General features: G+C 41.3%; 19 protein-coding genes and 1 other RNA gene. 7 read left to right on the top strand and 13 right to left on the bottom strand.

Annotated features, from left to right (window positions below; all coding sequences use genetic code 11):
* Positions 1 to 106: 106 nt before the first annotated feature.
* The 3 genes from B9Y67_RS17385 to B9Y67_RS17395 all read right to left on the bottom strand — a co-directional run bounded on the left by B9Y67_RS17385 (position 107) and on the right by B9Y67_RS17395 (position 2,634).
* On the bottom strand, positions 107 to 634 hold the full coding sequence (locus tag B9Y67_RS17385) for an isoprenylcysteine carboxyl methyltransferase family protein (RefSeq protein WP_085508646.1): 528 nt from the start codon (positions 632 to 634) through the stop codon (positions 107 to 109).
* Entirely contained in the window at positions 634 to 1,719 is a 1,086-nt protein-coding gene (locus tag B9Y67_RS17390) for a type III polyketide synthase (RefSeq protein ID WP_085508647.1), read from the bottom strand. The genes B9Y67_RS17385 and B9Y67_RS17390 overlap by 1 nt, the downstream gene beginning before the upstream one ends.
* A 147-nt stretch (positions 1,720 to 1,866) precedes the next feature.
* Positions 1,867 to 2,634: an SDR family NAD(P)-dependent oxidoreductase gene (locus B9Y67_RS17395; protein WP_085508648.1), complete on the bottom strand. Its 768-nt coding sequence runs from the start codon at positions 2,632 to 2,634 to the stop codon at positions 1,867 to 1,869.
* 357 nt (positions 2,635 to 2,991) lie between these two features.
* On the opposite strand from B9Y67_RS17395, the gene B9Y67_RS20495 reads away from it, so the two are divergent.
* The 3 genes from B9Y67_RS20495 to B9Y67_RS17405 are packed head-to-tail and all read left to right on the top strand — an operon-like array spanning position 2,992 to position 5,332.
* Positions 2,992 to 3,141: a cytochrome c oxidase subunit 2A gene (locus B9Y67_RS20495; protein ID WP_139823837.1), complete on the top strand. Its 150-nt coding sequence runs from the start codon at positions 2,992 to 2,994 to the stop codon at positions 3,139 to 3,141.
* Between the two features lie 29 nt (positions 3,142 to 3,170).
* Positions 3,171 to 3,677, top strand: a complete 507-nt coding sequence (locus B9Y67_RS17400) for a cytochrome c oxidase subunit II (RefSeq protein ID WP_085508649.1) — start codon at positions 3,171 to 3,173, stop codon at positions 3,675 to 3,677.
* Positions 3,674 to 5,332 carry a b(o/a)3-type cytochrome-c oxidase subunit 1 gene (locus tag B9Y67_RS17405; RefSeq protein WP_139823838.1) on the top strand — a complete coding sequence of 553 codons (1,659 nt, stop codon included), beginning with the start codon at positions 3,674 to 3,676 and terminating at the stop codon, positions 5,330 to 5,332. The genes B9Y67_RS17400 and B9Y67_RS17405 overlap by 4 nt, the downstream gene beginning before the upstream one ends.
* An 83-nt stretch (positions 5,333 to 5,415) precedes the next feature.
* Here the strand turns inward: B9Y67_RS17405 and B9Y67_RS17410 are convergent, their stop codons facing one another.
* The 7 genes from B9Y67_RS17410 to cdd form a co-directional block, all read right to left on the bottom strand.
* Positions 5,416 to 6,909 (bottom strand): carboxypeptidase M32, encoded by a 1,494-nt coding sequence (locus tag B9Y67_RS17410; RefSeq protein ID WP_085508650.1) that lies wholly within the window; start codon positions 6,907 to 6,909, stop codon positions 5,416 to 5,418.
* Between the two features lie 12 nt (positions 6,910 to 6,921).
* Entirely contained in the window at positions 6,922 to 8,058 is a 1,137-nt protein-coding gene (locus B9Y67_RS17415) for a THUMP domain-containing class I SAM-dependent RNA methyltransferase (RefSeq protein ID WP_085508651.1), read from the bottom strand.
* Positions 8,059 to 8,185: 127 nt separating this feature from the next.
* An RNA gene (gene rnpB / locus B9Y67_RS17420) (RNase P RNA component class B) lies at positions 8,186 to 8,565 on the bottom strand.
* 102 nt (positions 8,566 to 8,667) lie between these two features.
* Positions 8,668 to 8,988, bottom strand: a complete 321-nt coding sequence (gene gpsB, locus B9Y67_RS17425) for a cell division regulator GpsB (protein ID WP_085508652.1) — start codon at positions 8,986 to 8,988, stop codon at positions 8,668 to 8,670.
* A gap of 74 nt (positions 8,989 to 9,062) precedes the next feature.
* Positions 9,063 to 9,623 carry an SLOG family protein gene (locus B9Y67_RS17430; protein WP_085508653.1) on the bottom strand — a complete coding sequence of 187 codons (561 nt, stop codon included), beginning with the start codon at positions 9,621 to 9,623 and terminating at the stop codon, positions 9,063 to 9,065.
* A 278-nt stretch (positions 9,624 to 9,901) separates the two neighbouring features.
* Positions 9,902 to 10,357: a CotD family spore coat protein gene (locus tag B9Y67_RS17435; protein WP_085508654.1), complete on the bottom strand. Its 456-nt coding sequence runs from the start codon at positions 10,355 to 10,357 to the stop codon at positions 9,902 to 9,904.
* Positions 10,358 to 10,490: 133 nt separating this feature from the next.
* A complete protein-coding gene (gene cdd / locus B9Y67_RS17440; protein ID WP_085508655.1) occupies positions 10,491 to 10,895 on the bottom strand; it encodes a cytidine deaminase in 405 nt (134 codons plus the stop codon).
* A 178-nt stretch (positions 10,896 to 11,073) separates the two neighbouring features.
* Between cdd and B9Y67_RS17445 the strand changes: the two genes are divergently transcribed.
* Both B9Y67_RS17445 and B9Y67_RS21070 read left to right on the top strand, forming a co-directional pair.
* Complete coding sequence (locus B9Y67_RS17445) at positions 11,074 to 14,148, top strand: efflux RND transporter permease subunit (protein ID WP_085508656.1); 3,075 nt, start codon at positions 11,074 to 11,076, stop codon at positions 14,146 to 14,148.
* A 99-nt stretch (positions 14,149 to 14,247) separates the two neighbouring features.
* A complete protein-coding gene (locus B9Y67_RS21070) occupies positions 14,248 to 14,379 on the top strand; it encodes a hypothetical protein (protein WP_254901832.1) in 132 nt (43 codons plus the stop codon).
* A gap of 13 nt (positions 14,380 to 14,392) precedes the next feature.
* Here the strand turns inward: B9Y67_RS21070 and B9Y67_RS17450 are convergent, their stop codons facing one another.
* The 3 genes from B9Y67_RS17450 to B9Y67_RS17460 all read right to left on the bottom strand — a co-directional run bounded on the left by B9Y67_RS17450 (position 14,393) and on the right by B9Y67_RS17460 (position 16,364).
* Complete coding sequence (locus B9Y67_RS17450) at positions 14,393 to 14,764, bottom strand: DUF1798 family protein (protein WP_085508657.1); 372 nt, start codon at positions 14,762 to 14,764, stop codon at positions 14,393 to 14,395.
* A gap of 61 nt (positions 14,765 to 14,825) precedes the next feature.
* A complete protein-coding gene (locus B9Y67_RS17455) occupies positions 14,826 to 15,110 on the bottom strand; it encodes a hypothetical protein (RefSeq protein ID WP_085508658.1) in 285 nt (94 codons plus the stop codon).
* A 297-nt stretch (positions 15,111 to 15,407) separates the two neighbouring features.
* A complete protein-coding gene (locus tag B9Y67_RS17460; RefSeq protein WP_085508659.1) occupies positions 15,408 to 16,364 on the bottom strand; it encodes a DUF2515 family protein in 957 nt (318 codons plus the stop codon).
* Positions 16,365 to 16,488: 124 nt separating this feature from the next.
* On the opposite strand from B9Y67_RS17460, the gene recU reads away from it, so the two are divergent.
* Together recU and B9Y67_RS17470 are read left to right on the top strand one after the other, a co-directional pair.
* Positions 16,489 to 17,079 (top strand): Holliday junction resolvase RecU, encoded by a 591-nt coding sequence (recU, locus tag B9Y67_RS17465; protein WP_085508660.1) that lies wholly within the window; start codon positions 16,489 to 16,491, stop codon positions 17,077 to 17,079.
* An 18-nt stretch (positions 17,080 to 17,097) separates the two neighbouring features.
* Positions 17,098 to 19,806, top strand: a complete 2,709-nt coding sequence (locus B9Y67_RS17470; RefSeq protein ID WP_085508661.1) for a transglycosylase domain-containing protein — start codon at positions 17,098 to 17,100, stop codon at positions 19,804 to 19,806.
* Positions 19,807 to 19,871: the final 65 nt, after the last annotated feature.

The raw sequence follows: 19,871 nt of genomic DNA on the forward strand, positions 1-19,871 counted from the left end.
TGCAGAACCTTCTTTCTACAATTGATAATGATTTTCATTTCTAATTAGGATTATAGCAAACGATTCTGCTCTTGGCAATCGAGATTCATAATTATATGAATTATTGTCACAATTGATCAGCTGCGCTATATTGATGCAGGGCTTTTTCTTCTATTGGAATTCGAATTCGTAACAGTAACAAATGCAGGACCGGAAAAATGATCGCCGTCGCATAAGCCTGAAAAAGTAACGGGATAATGATGAACTCCATGAATACCACCCAGTAATTCGGGTGCTTAAAAAATCTGTAAGGTCCTTTTGCGATAATGTCATGGCCCGGGATGACGATCACCCTGGTATTCCAGTATTTCCCTAAGGATAAAATGCACCATACCCGGAATAACTGCAAAGCAGTAAAGATAGAAAATAATAAAATGAAGGGAATAGGTTTCCATCCATTAAAGTATAAAGATGATTCAACAGCCAAGCTTATGAAAAAGCACGCATGGACTAGGATAAACCACTTATAATGAGTTTCACCATATTCTTTTCCACCCCGTTCGAGCGCCCACTTTCGGTTAGCATTTGCAACCAGCAGCTCTACGAGTCGTTGTAAAATTACCGCTCCTAACAAGACCATAAAAACAATTGGCATCATACCCACTCCAAACTCATCAACTCGGAACTGAACCCCGGCCCAAGTGCTGCCATTAGTGACTTCGTTCCTGTAGAAGGAAAATCTTTCATGTATTCATACAACACATAACAGACAGTAACAGATGACATATTCCCATGGTCTCTCAACACTTGATAAGATGCCTGAAAAACCTCTTTATTCATCTGCAAGACTTCTTGATAGGATTCCAACACTTTTTTACCTCCAGGGTGGGCAACTATAAATGGAAGCTCATCAGTCTCCATATTGTATGACTGCATGAAATTATTAACATGACTTTTCCAGAAGTCTTTTACTAGATGAGGAATACTCTTATTAAAAATCACTTCAAACCCTGTGTCAGTGATTTCCCATCCCATCACATCAATTGAATCTTTTTTCGTTCTAGAGCTTGTACCCTTGATTAATGGGACAGTACCCTTCTGTTTTTCCATAAGAACAGAATCAGAACCAGTCACCAACGTGGCACTAACGCCATCACCAAATAGTGCTGTGCCCACAAAGTTACTTTTTCTGGAGTCGGTCTTTTGGAAAGTTAAACTACAAAATTCCAAGTTAATGACAAGGACATTCTTGGCGGGATACGCTTTCAGAAACTCATAGGCCCTTGCAAGACCACTTACCCCACCTGCACAACCCAGCCCGAACAAAGGCACCCGCTTAACGTCTTCCCGGAAATTCCTGGCATTCATCAACCTTGCTTCCATCGAAGGAGTAGCCAGCCCTGTAGTAGAGACAAATATAATCATATCAATTAAATCGGCATTAACCTTATCATTAAGAAACAAAGGATTGGATAGACAATCGTCTATTGCCGAGAGTGCATGGCGATAGGCCTCTTTGATATATATTTCATTTCTTGCCCGTAAACCATGTGTTTGCTTAAACCATTCTTCTTCTACCACAAATTGCCTTTTCTCTATTAAAGAGTGGTCAAATACAGGCAGTAGTCTTTGCTTTTCACGCTCAGACAACGGAAACAGATTTTCAACTAAGGCTTTGACTTTCTCTTGTTCCATCTCATATTGTGGTTTACTTTTTCCAACAGAGAGAATGTATGCCATAAGTTCTCCTTTTTAGGCTTATATTGTACAGTTCCGCTTGTTCTATGTATTAGGGAGCTGCTTTCATTAAAGAGTTTAGAAGAAAAATAAAGAAGACTGCCGTTAATTTTGGCAGTCTTCTTATTAATGTAGCGAATTTTTCAGCTATTAAAACCCATAGATCGTCATGCCGCCATCTACAAACAAAGTTTGTCCGGTCATGTAATCACTGGCTTCGGCAGCCAGGAATACGGCAGTCCCTGCCAGTTCCGACAGTTTACCTATTCGTTTAAGCGGGGTACGTGACAATATATCCTGGACATAGTTTTCATCCTGTAATAGCTTTTCAGTCAATGCAGTAGGGAAATACCAGGGACCAATTGCATTAACATTAATGTTATATTTTCCCCATTCCATCGCCAGGTTCTTAGTCATTTGTATCAGAGCGCTCTTGGTCATCGCATAGACAACACCCGTTCTAAGTGCGGTATGACCTCCGACGGAAGATATATTGATAATTTTCCCTTGCTGATTATCTTTCATATTTTCAGCAGCATATTGAGATAAGAAAAATGCACTCTTCATATTAGTTGAAACAATCTGATCCCACTCTGCCTCAGTCACTTCCATAGCTTCGCTGCGAATATTCATTCCTGCATTATTCACCCAAATATCTAATGGCCGTTCGGCAATAATACCATCCATCTGTTTTTTGATTAATTCATATTCGTTTACATCAGCTTGTATAGTAAAAGCCTTTCTTCCAAGCTCTTCAATGACGGCCTTTACTTCTTCCAATTGTTCTTTTGATCGCGCTATGAGGACAACATCCGCTCCAGCTTCAGCATAAGAAACTGCGATTGCTTTACCAATTCCTTTGGTTGCCCCTGTTATAACCGCTAACTTATTCGTTAATTTAAAACTTGGTAGAAACATCTTTTTCCTCCTGATGGTTATTTTTCATTATTATATCATTATTTGGTAAAGAACCCCCTCATCCGCTAATTCTCTAGTGATCTTATAAGTAAAAAGTTCTAATTTTCTTCACATTATTCCAATATTATGTGATTGCTTGCCTTTTCGTTTTGTGATAGCACACTTAACACTTTTCACAAACTATACACATTTTCATTACTTACAATGATAAAAATCACAGGTAAACCCTTTTACTACAGTGTTTTCATTTGTTATTGAACAATTTGTGAAACATGTGAATTTCAAGTCGAATTTACATTAATTTGCTGTAAGATAGTTAATAACAAAAGCAAAAAAAAACGAAAGGGGTGGGTATAAATGCCTAGCACAAATCTGAAACATCAAGTTGAGCAAGAGCACAGCTCGAGCGAACCTAATTTAAAAGGAACACTGATTTCCGTTTCAGTAGTAGGAGGATTTCTAGTTTTATCCTGGCTTGCCGTTTTCGGTCTATTTTTAGCACGATAGTACTTTAACTTAGGAAAAGGGGGATTATGATGCACCTGCATAAATACGAAAAAATATGGATGGCATCCGGAGTGGGAACATTGCTTGTCTTTTTAATTGTTCTCGGTATCGGGGCTTTCTATCAGGGAACACAGCCGCCAAGCTGTATGGTTACATTAGATCCGCAGAATGTCCAGGCACATGAAGCGTTCAAAGAAGAAAATCTAGGACTTCAACAACTGGGAGAAAAAGAATATACATTGAATGTCCTTGCTTCTGCTTTCAACTATAATTTAGGTAAAGATGAAGATGGAAATAATGTCAAGACCATTCGAATACCAGCAGGATCTAAAGTAATGTTCCAGGCTACTACTGAAGATGTCATTCACGGTTTTCAGCTTGCCGGAACCAACGTCAATATGATGCTGGAACCAGGATATATTTCTACTCTGGAAACCACATTAGATAACCCGGGAACTTATACTCTTATTTGTAATGAATATTGTGGTACCGGCCACCATCTTATGACTGCGACCGTGGAGGTGTATGAAGAATGATTGCAGAAAAAACAGGGCTGAGCAAAGCTGATTCTAGATTAGTTATGTCATTTATGTGGGTCACTTTCATTTCTTTGCTGATCGGCGGTCTGATGGGACTGCTGCAAACATTGGTGAGAACTGGTAACTTCAATTTGCCGTTCGGTATCGGTTATTATCAAATTTTGACTGTCCACGGTGTCATATTAGGACTGGTCCTTACTACATTTTTCATCATTGGATTTCAGTTCGCTTTAATGGCTAAGACTGTTGGGATGACCAATAAACAACGAAAGTGGGCATGGGCATCCTTCTGGGTTATGCTCATAGGCACAATAGCAAGTGCTATCATGATTCTATTAGGTAAAGCAAGTGTACTATACACTTTCTACGCTCCTTTGAAAGCACACCCGATTTTTTACTTCGGCCTTACGTTTGTCGTAGTAGGATCGTGGATTGCCTGTTTTGTAAATTTCCACCAATTGTATCAATGGAAAAAGAAACATCAGGGTGAACATTCCCCTTTGTTAGCATTCATGGTTGTCATCAATATGCTAATGTGGTTTATATGCACACTCGGTGTGGCAGCTACTGTATTAATCCAATTTATTCCTTGGTCCTTAGGGTTAGTTGGGGAAATAAATATCCTGGTTAGTCGAACCTTATTCTGGTATTTCGGTCATCCACTAGTTTATTTCTGGCTGCTTCCTGCCTATATGGCATGGTATGCCATCCTGCCAAAAATTATCGGCGGCAAGATATTCAGCGATTCGCTGGCCCGCCTTGCGTTTATTCTATTTTTGATTTTCTCGATTCCAGTAGGTTTTCACCATCAGCTTTTGGAGCCGGGAATTGATCCTATGTGGAAATACATTCAAGTTGTACTTACATTCGCTGTTATCATACCGTCCTTGTTGACTGCATTTTCAATGTTCGCTACATTTGAAATCACGGGCAGACAAAAAGGGTATACAGGATTATTCGGCTGGTTCCGGCATCTTCCTTGGAAAGATGTTCGATTCTTCGCACCATTCATGGGGATGGTTGCATTTATTCCAGCAGGTGCAGGGGGCATTATCAACGCTTCCAATCAGATGAACCAGGTAGTTCATAATACCATCTGGGTGACTGGACATTTCCACCTCACACTTGCGACCACCGTCATTCTTACTTTCTTCGGAATTACGTACTGGCTTGTACCTGTACTTACGGGCAGGAAAATTGACAAAAAAATCAACACCCTTGGTATGACGCAAACGATTGTTTGGCTTGTCGGCATGTTCTTCATGTCAGGCTCAATGCATTTGGCAGGTCTGCTTGGAGCTCCGAGACGTTCTGCATTTTCCGACTACCAGGGCAGCGCACAGGCTGCAGAATGGATCGGATATCAATACGGTCAGGCGATTGGTGGTTCTATCCTATTCATTGGCATTCTGATCATGCTTTATAACTTCTTCTATATGACATTCAAGGCCCCAAAAGGCGTCGAAGAATTCCCAATTGCAGAAGCGCCTGATGGTTCAGAGCCGACCCCTTTGGTATTGGAGAATTGGAAGTTATGGATAGGGATTACTGTCGTATTGATTGCATTTGCTTATACTATTCCTTTCGTGGATATCATTCAGAATTCACCTCCAGGATCGCCACCTTTTGAATGGCCGATTGGAAACGGGTGATGATCGAAAAAAAGAGCATGGAATTGAGGATTCCATGCTCTTTTACTATTTTCCTTTCCAACTTTCCAATATTAGCAGAAATATTAAAACTGATATATCTTACTGTATTTCTTAGTCAAGTATTGTACTAAATAATCAGGATTAAGCTTCTCTCCTGTTACTTCATTCAAAATTTCAAGGGGCTTTTTCATACTCCCATATTGATGTATATTTTTCGTAAGCCACTCTTTAATCCCAGTAAAGTCTCCTGCTCGAATTACCTTATCAAAATCAATCTCCTGTTCCATACGATTGTAGAATTGGGCGGCATACATATAACCTAATGCATAAGAGGGGAAGTAGCCGAAACTTCCACCTGCCCAATGTACGTCCTGCAGCACACCTTCCGCATCATTGCGTGGCCTTATTCCTACGTATTCCTCCATTTTATCATTCCAAAGTTCTGGAAGGTCCTTTACCTTTATGTCCCCCGCAATCAATGCTTTTTCCAGTTCATAACGGACCATAATGTGTAAAGGATACGTAAGTTCATCTGCTTCAATCCGTATATAGGAAGGTTTCACTTCATTGATAGCTTTATAAAAAGGATCCAACGGAAGGTCACTGAAACTGTCCGGTGCATAAGTTTTGAATAGCTTATAATGATTTTCCCAGAACGCTTCACTTCTGGCTATGAAATTTTCCCAGAAAAGCGATTGGGACTCATGAATTCCCATTGAGGTCCCATCAGCTAGGGGGGTAAATGCCAGTTCAGGGTTGATATTCTGTTCATATAGTGCGTGACCACCTTCGTGAATCGTTCCAAATACGGCGGTACGGAAATCTTTCTCATCGTATTTTGTGGTGACACGGACATCATTGATATTCAAGCCGATTGCAAATGGATGAACTGTTTCGTCCAGCCTGCCCGCTTCAAAATCATACCCCATGCGCGCAAGTATCTCGAGACTGAATTTCTCCTGATCAGCTTTTGGAAAATGCCCATGAAGCACAGAAGGATCCGGTTGAATTGGAGACTGCTGTATTGTGTCCAGTAAACCTGACAACGACTTCCTTACCTTAGGAAATACATCATCTAAAACAGCTACTGTTACACCAGGTTCATAGTTATCCAACAGAGCATCATAGATATGATTGTCATAACCCCAATAACCAGCAAACTTCTGATTGTAATCAACAAGTTTTTCGAGATAAGGTTCGAAACTTTCGAAGTCATCTTTTTCTTTCGCTTCCTCCCACACGGATTCTGCTTTGGATTGCAGCATGACATACTCTTTATATTCTTCTGCTGGAATTTTTGCACTCCGATTGTAACTCTCTTCTGATTTTTCCACTGCTTTTTTGATAATCTCATTCTCGGTGTTGTTCTTTAACTCATCAATGTAGCCCTTCATTTGATCGGAGGTAGTGATCTGGTGAACTTTCTGGGACACCATGCCAATTACTTCTGATCGATTACCGACTGCTTTTTTTGGTGCATTTGTCCTTAAGTCCCAAAACATCAGCCCAAGTGCTTCTTCATAGGAAGCTTTTTCTTTCAATAAGTTCAAAAAGTCCTGCTCCAACTCTTTACTCACAAATGTCTCCCCCTATTTCGGCCGCTTTCCAAAAAACTGATAATAATCGGTTTTGATGTATCCATTGAATAATTTCCGCTTTTTAGAAGCCTGCCGCCCATAAATTTGTTCAAATCCTGAATGGGAAGTAAGGATGTAGACACTCCAGGTCGGATGGTCTCTCATAATCGAGCCAAGATCTCTGTACATGGTCTCCACTTCTTCCCGCTCCCCGATTCGCTCTCCATAAGGAGGATTAGACACCAGGTACCCATTTTCCTGCTTGGGGCGCAAATCTTTTACCTGCATCTGTTTCCACTGGATCAGATCACCCAGCCCGGCTTCCATGGCGTTTGCTTTTGAGACTTCAATCATGCGATGGTCAATATCGTAACCAGTTATATCCAAAGGCTGGTCGTAGTTTGCATGATCCTCTGCTTCCTGAAAAGCATCATCCCATACTTTTTGAGGAATCCAATTCCAATCTTCTGATGCAAATTCTCTATTAAAGCCAGGAGCAATATTTTGACCGATCAACGCGGCTTCAATCGCAATGGTACCCGAGCCGCAGAAAGGATCGACGAATGGCTTATCAGGCGTCCAGTTGGTTAATTGCACGAGAGCGGCAGCTAAAGTCTCTTTTAAGGGCGCTTCTCCCTGTCCGGTTCGATAACCTCTTTTGTGCAACCCGGTACCAGAGGTATCAATTGTGAGTAATGCAGTATCTTTATGCAAGGCAATTTCCACACGGTAGAATGCCCCGTCTTCTTTCAGCCATGAAGCGATCCCATGACGCTGCTTCATCCGTTCAACGATCGCCTTCTTTACAATCGATTGGCAATCAGGAACGCTATATAATTTTGATTTCACTGACTTACCAATAACGGGGAACTCGCCATCTTCTGGTATGTAAGATTCCCATGGAAGGGCTTTGGTCTTTTCAAACAATTCATCAAAGGTGAAAGCTTTGAACTTTCCAACCTGAAGCTTGACGCGATCAGCTGTCCTAAGCCAAAGGTTGGCCCTGGGGATTGCTGATATATCCGCTTCAAAGGTAACTCTGCCATTCTCCACTTCTACATCTTCATATCCAAGATTTTTTACTTCCTGCGCAACGATGGATTCCAATCCCATTGCTGCGGTAGCGATCAAGGTTACTTTTTGCGGCATAAAACATTCATTCCTTTTCATGGATAATGATATCTAAACAAACTTTTCTTCTAAAAGTATAAAAAACCCTTTCTAACGCAATAACTGCATTTAGAAAGGGATCATTTCAAAGTCAGACCTTTGAATACTTTGTAAGCCATGTTCTGTACCATCGTACTGCCAGCGGTGGTCAACCTCGTACTCCGGTGGTAATCATCTATCTGCAAGCATAAATGCTTGCCTCTTATCAGGTTCATTTCCCTTCCAAGAGTGCCCCTACCTTCATTTGGGTTGCTCGCTCATGGGGTTTACCGCGTTCCACTCAAAGCATTTCTGCTTTGACTACGTCACTGTGGCACTTTCAAGGTTGGAATGCCATATCCATCAGGACTTAGGCATTTTCCCTGCCGTTAGCCAAAAGGCTACCCTGACTTATGGTTTCGTCAGGCATGAACACTACAGGCATCTCAGCCTGTGCGAGCATGGACTTTCCTCTGCATGTTAAACATACAGCGATTACCCAAGTATTCAAAACTGCTTTATAATTGTAACTAGTTGACTGATTACTGTCAATGGAATAACTATTATAGCATACAAGAAGACAGCCTGCACACTCCATTTTTTGGCAAATTAGGAGTCAGCGTATTTCTTCCCAAAAACAGCTTTTTCTAAATTGGAGAGGCGCTTTAGTACATCATAATTAACCTGATGATTGGGCGTCTGATTTTCACTTTGGACTGGACGACTTCTGGTAGTCTCTCTGGAAGGTGTCCGTTTCAGACGTTCATTTTCCTGTCTTAGCCGTTCTATCTCCTGGTTAAATACATCATAATCCTGAATGATCAGATCTAAAAACTCGTCTACTTCTTCCTGATTATAACCCCTCATGGATGTCTTAAAGTCTTTTTCTAAAATCTGTTTACCATCTAAATTCAATTTGTCATTGAACATCAGTATCACCTCTGTTTACGCACCTTACTCTTATTTTTCCAAAACTTCGAAGGAATGTCAATTTTTATTATGACTTATTGATTCCAATAATCAGGGTCTGCCATTTGTATCTGCTCGACCGTTTCCTGGAGATCAAAAGGAGTGATATATAATATTTTATACCCCTTTTCCTCTGCAGCTATAGCCCTTTTCCGTAAAAAGTCAGGACTTCCTGGTGTATCCTCGTCGTAAAGCATCAGGACACCATCCGAATGATCGATCAGAAACTGGTCCTTCGCTTTAAATTGATATGGCCCCTGGTATTCTTTTTCGTAGATAGGCTGATAAAAATCAGCAACCATCGTTAGTTCTTCATATTGGTGCTTCATATCGTCCGGCCATCGTGATTCTTGATTAATAAATGGTGGAAGTAAGCCAAGCTGAATGTCATAGGTTTCTTTTAAGTCCATCACTACTTCTCCGGCCCATAACTCTACTCCCATCTGGCCTGAAATCAACACCCATTCGAGTCCTTCTTCCACGAGTCCTGCCAGCTTATTTTTCAGGCTTTCTTTAATATAGAAAATTCTTTGATCGTCATTCTTATATATTCCCAATTCCATCGGCTTGTATCCTGTAACAACTATTGTTTTCATCACATACGGCTCCTTGAGCGATTTCTTTCTTCACTCAGTATATCTCAAACCTGCCTCCTCTTCCATATGTCGCTTCCCCAAGTTCCTGACAAGAAAACTCCAAGATTTATCCATTTTTGCTTTATAATCAATCAGTAACATATAAGCTCCATCATGTTCTGTTTCAAAAAGCTCTAAAAATCAAGTATTGAACTTTCATTAGAAAATATCAACGTTAAATATAGCATCCTTTCAGCACAAAAAAACGAGTATCCTAGAGAAGATACTCGTTTTAACTATTAATCACGCCACCATGGATGATGGCATCCTTTGCCCATGTGACAACTGCCAGGTCCAGGTCCCATTGGCCCATATGGCATTCCCTGTGGCATCATTCCGTCATCTTCTGCTCCTGCTACTTGAGGTCCCATTCCTTGTTGCGGCATGCCCATTGGCGGCATTGGTCCCGTTTGTGCTCCCATCACCTGCGGCCCCATTCCCATCGGTCCTATCATCTCCGGGCGTTGTTGCGGCATGAATATATCTTCTGAATCGAAGGTATTCATTACAGATTGTGTTTGTGGGAAGTGGTGGTAGTTTTTCGTCAAATGATGATTCATGACAGTGGTGTGAGTCGGATGGATAACGTCGACTTCATTCAGGAAATGATTGTTCTGTACACAATGTCTAGTGGGGCAGACTACTTGCTGCCTCGGTCCTGTTTGGCCAGGACCCATGCATTTTTTGTGATGCATCTTTTATTCCCCTTTCTGTAAGATTCATCTTTCATTATTAGGGTATGTGCCGGGCTCATAACATGTACTGAGGCAAACGACTATTTTAGGCAATAAAAAACACCCAGCTGGACTGGGTGCTTTTATGTATCGATTATTCTTCTGCAGCTAAATCACTTTGCGCAAAGGAAAACGGCAATAATTCTTCCATCGTCATGGTTTTCACATTCCCTGAAAGATTACTGGTATGGATTCTCATGTCGCTCGGAAAGAATTCACTCATTACCTGACGGCACGAACCGCATGGCGGGACCGGGCGGGCCGTGTCAGCAACTACAGCCATTTCCTGGAATTCAGTCTCCCCGTCAGCGATCGCCTTGAAGATGGCAACTCTTTCTGCACAACAGGTTACAGGATAAGCTGCATTTTCTATGTTGCATCCTTCGTATGTTTTTCCTGACTTAGTTACCAGCGCTGCTCCGACCTTGAACTTCGAATACGGGGTGTAAGCACGCTCACGAATTTCTTTTGCTTTTTCAAGTAGCTGTTGGTTTATCATCTGTTTATCCCTCCCCCTTATAGTGGGAAGATAATTATAAAATATATGAATATAATTGTAAAGCGTTTACAATCATCCAGCCTAAAATAAATTACTTCTAAAAAGTTACAGAAGCAATAAAATGTGGTATAACTATTTGTATAAGTTTTGTTAAAATAATTTAAAAGGGTGGATGACTATGGGGAAAATTTTACATTACCGCAAAATTGTCTGGATTTTTATCTTGCTTCTCCTCTTTACCGGGATTTTTACATATTTCCAACTCCCCAAAAGAGAGATTCCTGAAATTAATGTCAACCTTACTTCCCTGTCTACAGTTTATCCAGGGGCGACACCGGAGGAAGTGGAACGTACGATTACAACTCCTCTGGAGGAAGAAATATCAACCATTACAGGAATTGACGAAATCACCTCCGCATCAACAACCGGCTTCTCATCTGTGACCGCTTCTTTGTCAGATAATGCTAATGCAGATATAGTCAATTCCAAAATTCAACAGGCTGTAACAAATGTTTCAAGGAATTTTCCTGAGGAAGCAGATTCTCCTGAAATAGAAACTGATCTCATGATGTCTGCAGCCGCCTCCTATCATTTATTAGCTGAAAATCATGAGGATTTCTACTCGTTGCACGAAGAATTAAGCATCTGGCAAGAAGAACTTAAAGATATCCCTGGTATTGAAGCAGTAGAAATCAAAGGACTCCCAGACAGAGAGATTGAACTTTCTCTTGATAATGGAGCGCTCCAAGAAAATCAGCTATCCCCTTTTCAGGTAATAGAAGCTGTAAATTCAGAGTTAGCACCGAATGCAATTGGCACCACCATGAACGATGGGAAAATTTATCAGTTAGTAGTGGATAATATCTCTGAGATTGAAATGCTCGAAGAGATATCAATTGGTCAAAATAGTGAAGGACCCTTATATTTACGGGATGTAGGAGAAGTTGGGATGACGACCATTAATCCACAAGATCTTATCACCTTCAATGAAAAGCCGGCTCTTTCAGTCACCCTTCTTGCAGAGGAAGGAGTGAACATGTCGGCACTTCAAGAACAAATCAATGAAAAAGTTGAACAATTATCTTCGAGTCTACCTGAAGGAGTGGAGACAGAACAGTTCTACACGCAAAATACGATTATCGAAGAAGTTTTTACTAACCTGCTTGTGTCATTTGGAATTTCGCTATTCTCTGTTTTTTTCATAATGATTATCGGTTTGCCAATCTCCTCCGCTATACTGGTAGGTTTAGCCGTACCTTTATCGATCATTATCGGATTAATCCCACTCCCTTATACTGGGGTTGATTTAAATCAAATTTCAATTATCGGGATGATTATAGCCATAGGAATACTTGTAGATGATGCGATTGTAGTGAATGATAATATCCAACGGAGGTATCAGCTGGGCGATGGGCCTTTAGAAGGTACAATCAACGGCGTCAAAGAAGTAGGCATATCGATATTGACGTCTACTTTAATGATCATATTCAGCTTTCTTCCATTAACATTTTTGTCTGGAAGCAATGGAGATTTTATCCGTGCCCTGCCAATGGTGTTAATATTAACCATCCTGTCCTCTACGGTGATGGCATTCACATTAATTCCGACTGTCCAATACGCTCGTCATAAAAGCAAAAAAATTAAATCAAATAAGAAGATTGGCCTGCTTGGCGGTTTATTCAATCGTTTAGAGGCCTTATACGGGGACAGAGTACTGCCAAAGGTCACAAAACGGCCTTGGTTGACAGGAGCGATTGGACTCTTAGCATGTGTGCTATTAGCTATGCTGGTTATAAAAATTCCGTTTGAATTTTTCCCTAGCGCAGACCGCCCGGAAGTGACGGTATCCGTCACCTACCCACAAGGGACCCCCTTAGAAGAAACACAGGCTTCACTTGAAGAAATGGAATCTTACCTTTCCAGTGATGATACTGTCATTACAGAGACAGCAGTTTATGCAGGAAGCGGCCTGCCTAACCTGTTTAGTTCAGCTTTAAACAGGTCGGGAGAAAATACCGGACAAATACTTGTCCGTGTTGATCGTGATAAAACCAGTGCCACGGCCTTTATTAATAAATGGGAAAATGACCTGCGCAATCAATTTAACGAAGCAGAAATATTCATGGATACAATAGAATCAGGTCCTCCTGCCTCACCGCCGATTGAGTTGAAAGTACAGGGACCGGAATTAGATCAGCTCCTGGAGTTATCCAAGGATATACAAAACCGCTTTGACCAATTGGAAAGCACTGAGTTGACAACACTGGATGCTGCCAGTGAGCAACCGTTCCTCCGTTATCAGCTGGACCATGATTTACTGGCTGAAAATGGTATTGGAACCGATCAGGTAACCTCCCTTTTGCAGATTGCCAATACCGGGATACCGCTTGGTGTATTCGATAATGGAAATGATCGTTTACCTATCCAGGTAAATGTGGATGACGGAGAAGAAAATGGGGTCAATTTGGAAGAACTGCAAATTGCCAGCCAGTCTCGTACCGGCTCTATGGATAATCGTGATGCTCCTCAACAGCCTGCTACATTTTCATTAGATGAAATTATCAGCCAGGAAGAATACACGCAGGTAGGTGCGATACCACATCTGGATGGAAAAAGGACTTTTACTTTGGAAGCCTATCCGAAAAAAGGAGAAGAGTCGAACTTTGAACAGGAAGCAAACGAACTTATTGAGGAATATCAGCAAGAGACATCTGGAGATTATCAGGTATTCCAAACGGGCGAATCGAATGCGCGAAGTGAATTCTTCGTGGAAGTGGCAAAATTATTTGTTATTGTACTTTTCCTGATTTACCTGACGCTTGCCATTCAATTCAATTCATTAAGTATGCCTTTCCTGATAACCAGCTCCGTATTTTTAGCTGGGACTGGAGCAATAATCGGTTTATTTGTCACCGGGCAGCCGTTAAGCTTCTTAGCCGTGTTAGGTATTGTCTCTTTATCAGGGATCGTTGTGAGAAACTCCGTCATACTGGTGGAATTTATTGAGCAGAATAAGAAGAAATACGAGTCAACTGTCGAGGCAGTCACACAGGCAGGCAAAGCAAGATTACGACCGATCATTTTGACATCTTTGACTTCTATCGCCGCTTTGACGCCAATCATTTTTTCAGGTGACGTCTTGTTCCGTCCGTTAGCAATTTCAATTGTTTCTGGATTGCTTTTTTCTACCCTGCTTACACTCTTGCTGTTACCGGCTTTTTACCTTATGCTTTATCGGGTCAGAAAGCGATAAAAAAATGTCCTTGTACTTTGGTGCAAGGACATTTTTCATTTTCTTCCTTAATTAATTATCAGATCAGAGGTGATAATAATTAAAAAGGAGGTTGATTGTATGGGACGCGGAAAAGGATTCAAAACAAAACGTCAGAACCATGAACATGAAAAGCCTAAAACAGCTAAACGCTTTGCTGAGTCTGGAGATCAAGTAAGAAAAATACCCGAAGGCACCTCTTATAAAGAATAGAAACAGGGACCAGTCATTGGTCCCCTTTCCCTTCATTCCAATCTTCAAGCAGCATGTCCATAACATAATGGACAGAGCGATTAAGCTCCTTATACCGTTTCTTTTTCACATCAATGTAGTAGCTATGTAAAATTAATAGCTCTACATTTTCATGGGTCGATTTCACCTGGTTGGGATGTACATTGACATGTTTATCCTTAACAAAATCTTCAGCGGCTGCCAGCCATTTATCATTTAACTGAAACATTGACTTCGTTTCTGTTTTGACTTTTTGAAAAAAATCATGATCATTCTTATCTACGGGTTCGGTTTCTTTCTCATACTTTATCCGCAATTCTTCTATCATGTCTTTCACTTGCTCCGTAAGTTCAACTAAATCTTTCATAAATGATTCACCCCTTCCCCTCTAGCCTACCATGCTCAGGAGAAACGGTACATGGAGACGATTAAATCAGTCTGGTCTTTCTGCCCGCAAGTGAAAATGACTGATCCATGTGTAATTCTTTTTGATTCTTTTTCAGCTCTTTTATTTCTTCTCTCATCGTCAATATCTCTTCCTGTAAGCGATCAATTTCCTTCCTGTGAGCTACTGCCATTGTAAATACAACTTCATCAGCTTTTAAAGATATCTTCTGCTCCAGTCGCTGCATATCATCCATCATGTCTAGCAATGAATGTTCGAATTGTCTTCTGGATACCCCTTTTTGTTCTAACTTTGATGAAACTCTCATGCATAAAACCTCCTTTATGCTTTCTTGTACTATAAACATTCTAGCTAATTCTCCCCCTTCCTCTACAGATGACAAAACTAGAAGCTATCTTACAAAAATAGCAAAAGATAAAATTATAAAATTCGTGATTCGACAAAGAATATGACTAAGGAGGGATGTTTCCATGAGTAAAAAAGAACAGAAACGTACCGAGCAACAAAATAAAAAGAACAGTAATGAAGCCAGAAAACACACAGGCAATCCGAAATTAGATGGAGAAAACCACCCAGCAACATAAAGATGAGAGGCTGAGATTATTCAGCCCCTCCCCCCTGTTGAACTCATCCATTTGCTCAGCTGCATCAATGCCTGCTTTTTTACATAATATCGTCTGGGGGCGTCATCAGGTAAAGGTAAACGGATCTGCCACCACTTTTGCTTCAACCCCCTTAAGCGGAACCAATCTTCACGAATATTGTCTTGATGCTGGACGATAGAGTAAATCTGCTGTAAGGGTGGGGCTGACGCCATCGAATCATAAAAGAATTGTTCATAATCTTTTCTGCTTCCTGTCGGTTCAACATTTAACGCAAAATCATGGAAATCCGGATAATAATCAGGATGAAACAGCATCTCTGTCAACGTGTTGCCTATAGCGATCCTTTGATCCAGGTGAGTGAAACGATAAACAGGAAGGCCGTATAATCGTCCACTTCTTACCGGCAGTAATACGACATTCAAACGAAATATAGATTCGAGCATGTACGGCCATTGGTGGAACACTTTATGTTGATACCAAGGTTGCTGGATGACTGGATTTTCAATCACATTTTGTTCATTTATAATGAGTGCTTTTACAAGCCTTGATTTATCTTTTGTTTCCCAAAAACGAATCCATTCGTTAATCATGAATTGGGATACGTGAAACTTATCAAGGTGATGGAATAAAGGTGTCTTCCTCTCCTTTGATAGTTGGTAAAGAAGAAGCTGAGGATAAGCATCTGAAAAGATCAGCCAGTTCGCCCGCTCATAAGTAGAAAATAACATCCCCCGTTGTTTATCAGTCAATAGGGTTTTTAATGGGGATATAGCAAGATCCGTCATATTCCATCCGGCATTTCTCGATACCATACTAGCAAGGAATGCCCATCGGATCTCTCTATTTTTTAAATAAAAGTTTTGATAAGCTTTGGTTCGGGTAATATTATCCGAGTTATAACGTGCTGTTTTGTTTGTAACTTGCTGTATGATATCGCCCTTTATATCCGAACACATAAACAACATCCTTTTTTGTATATTATGTGTCTCTATCTCCGGGATATTTAGAGTAAAAAGATAATTTTTGTTCTCATTTTTACGTAAAATTTGGTATGATACTCTCATGGTGGGAGGTATCATGATGAATTATCCGAATGGGAAACGGGGCTCTGGTGCAAAAGCAGCCAATCCCCTAAAAAAGAAACCCGATTTCAGTAACAGGGGTATGACACTTGAGGAGGACATCAATGTAACCAATGAGTATTATTTATCGTCTAATACTGCGGTGATCCATAAAAAGCCGACCCCCGTCCAGATTGTTCGCGTCGATTACCCAAAGAGAAGCGCGGCAGTCATTAAAGAGGGCTATTTCAAGCAAGCATCTACTACAGACTATAATGGCATTTATCGAGGCAGCTATATAGATTTTGAAGCCAAGGAAACTAGAAATAAGACTTCTTTTCCCTTGAGCAATATACATCAACATCAAATCGATCATATGAAATCAGTGCATGAGCACGGGGGCATTTGCTTTATGATCATCCGATTCACACCACATGATGAAACCTACTTCTTATCTGCTGTGAAGCTTTTTTACTGGTGGGACGAACAGAAGCAAGGAGGAAGAAAGTCCATCCCTTATTCTTATATACAAAGGAATGGAAAGCTGATTCCTTTTCACTACCAGGCACGAGTAGATTACATCAAAGTTCTTGACAAGCTTTTTTTCTAGAAATGGAGGAAATGAGTTATGGCAAATGACAGCCAATCTCGTACAGCAAGACGAAATCAGCAAAGTAAAAAAGGTAACAAAAAACCGGTATTTAAAAAAGTGCTTCTTGCCCTTCTTATCACCGGTATTGTTCTCATGATAGTAACCGGAAGTCTATTCGCTTACTATGTTTCCAGTGCACCAGAATTGAATAAAGCGCAATTATCTGATCCTATTCCTTCTCGCGTATATGATATGAATGGTGAGCTATTTGCAGAATTAGGAAGTGAAAACAGAACTAAGATCAGTTATAGTGAACTGCCGGACGTTATGAGAGATGCGGTTCTGGCTACAGAAGATGCCCGCTTTTTTGAACACTCCGGGATCGATATCCGCAGAATCGGTGGAGCCGTGTTTAGCAACATTACATCCGGCTTTGGATCCCAGGGTGCGAGTACGATAACGCAGCAGGTAGTGAAACGCTCTTTCCTTAGCCCTGATAAAACGTTAGAGCGTAAAGTCCAGGAACAATGGCTGGCAATTAAATTGGAACAGCAATATTCCAAAGAAGAAATCTTCGAAATGTATATGAATAAAATTTATTATGACAGCGGTGCCTATGGGGTAGCCGAAGCGGCAGAGACTTACTACGGAATCACCGACCTTCAAGAGTTGACCCTGCCACAGGCTGCATTGCTTGCCGGTCTTCCTCAACGACCGGCTGCTTATAACCCTATTAAGAACCCAGAATATGCAAAAGAACGCCGTGACAGAGTATTAGACCTCATGGTTCATCATGAAAAAATTACAGAACAAGAGGCCGAAGAAGCAAAGAGTGTAGAAATTGAAGAAATGCTTAACCCTGCGGAAAAACGCACGAACAAGTATCAAGCATTCTTAGATCAGGTCCAAAGAGAAGTAGAAGCAAAACTCGACGGGGCTGATATTTACGAAGATGGCCTTCGTATTTATACCACTGTGGAGCCGAAGGCGCAGGAGAAAGTCGAAGAATTGTTAAGTAAAGACAGCCCGCTTCCATTCCCGGATGATGAGCTGCAAACAGCGACTACTGTCGTTGATACCCAGACAGGCGCAATACGAGCTATTGGTGGCAGCAGATCGGAAGAAGCCGGCGGGTATAATTACGCCATCCAGGGGGGCCGTCAAGCTGGTTCTACATTCAAACCTATCATGGCTTATGGTCCTGTGATAGAAAATAAAAAATGGTCAACGTATCACCAATATGATGACGATGGTCCGGTCGAATTCCCGAATGGTGATGTGATAAATAACTACAACGATAAATATTACGGCTGGGTTTCCATGCGTGAAGCACTCTATCGCTCGTTAAATAACCCTGCAATACAAACTATTGAAGAAGTTGGGTTAGATAATGCTAAGTCCTTTGCAGAAGGGCTGGGAATCGAGTTCAAGGATGATGATATTTACCATGCGGACGCTATTGGGGGCGCTAAGACTACTGCTACTCCAAAAGAACTCGCTGGCGCTTATGCAGCATTTGGAAATGAAGGTGTCTTCAATGAACCTTATGCAGTAGAAAAAGTTGTCCTGCCTGACGATGAGGAACTAGACTTGAAGCCGGAACCTAAAGCTGCAATGAGTAAATACACAGCCTATATGATCACAGATATGCTGAAAAGCGTCATGACCAATGATAGTGGTACAGGGCGAACTGCAAATATCTCTGGCCTGCCAGTAGCAGGTAAAACTGGAACGACAAATTCCTATGCAGAAGACGGGGGCGATGTCACTCCAGATGCCTGGTTCAATGGTTATACTACTAACTACTCAATTTCTACCTGGACCGGTTATGGAGAAGGTAATGCCCGTGATATTGGAACCGGTAAAGATATTCCGAAACAGTTATTTAAGTCACTAATGACAACTCTTTCTGAAGGAAAAGACACGAAAGATTTCACAATGCCTGATACAGTTAAGAGAGTGGAAGTGGAGAAAGGTTCTAATCCAGCAAAACTCCCAAGTGATTATACTCCGGATTCAGAAATCGTAACGGAGTTATTCCATGTCGACAACATGCCGTCTGAAACATCTGAGGAGTATGACCGCCTCGATCCGGTTAAAGATCTCAAAGCCAAGTATAACGAAGATAAGCATGTGATAGATATGGCTTGGGACCACGACGATGATGTCTCATTTGAAGTTTCCGTATCCGTAGATGGGTCCGATGAACGTACTATCACGACTACCGATAAGAAGTCATTGGAAGTAACTCAAATCAATGAAGGTTCAACTTATAAATTCACAATAAGAGCTGTCGGTGATGACAGTAAGAGTGAAGGAAAATCTGTGGAAGTCACTGTCCCTGGCGGTGATGCAGAACAAGAAGAAGATACAGACGCAGAAAACCAGGATGAAGAAGAAAACGAAAATGAAGATCAAGATCAAGGCCAAGGAAACAACGGTAATAATGGCAACGGTCAAGGTAACGGTAATAATAATGGCAATGGAAGAGGAAATGGTAATGAGGATGGTGACACTGGTGACGGAGATTCTGGTGACAGTGACTCTGGTGACAGTGACACTGGTGACGGCGACTCCGGTGACGGTGACTCCGGTGACGGTGACTCCGGTGACGGTGACTCCGGTGACGGTGACTCCGGTGGCGGTGACTCCGGTGACGGGGACTCCGGTAACGGGGACTCCGGTGACGGCGACTCCGGTGACGGCGACTCTAATGAAGATAGTAACAGTAGTCTGTTGCCATAGAATTTCTTAAATAATTTACCCTATAGAAAAGCCAGTAGCTTGTTTGTTAAGCTACTGGCTTTTTG

Source organism: Thalassobacillus devorans, from assembly GCF_900176565.1.
Taxonomy (GTDB): Bacteria; Bacillota; Bacilli; order Bacillales; family Halobacillaceae; genus Thalassobacillus; species Thalassobacillus devorans_A.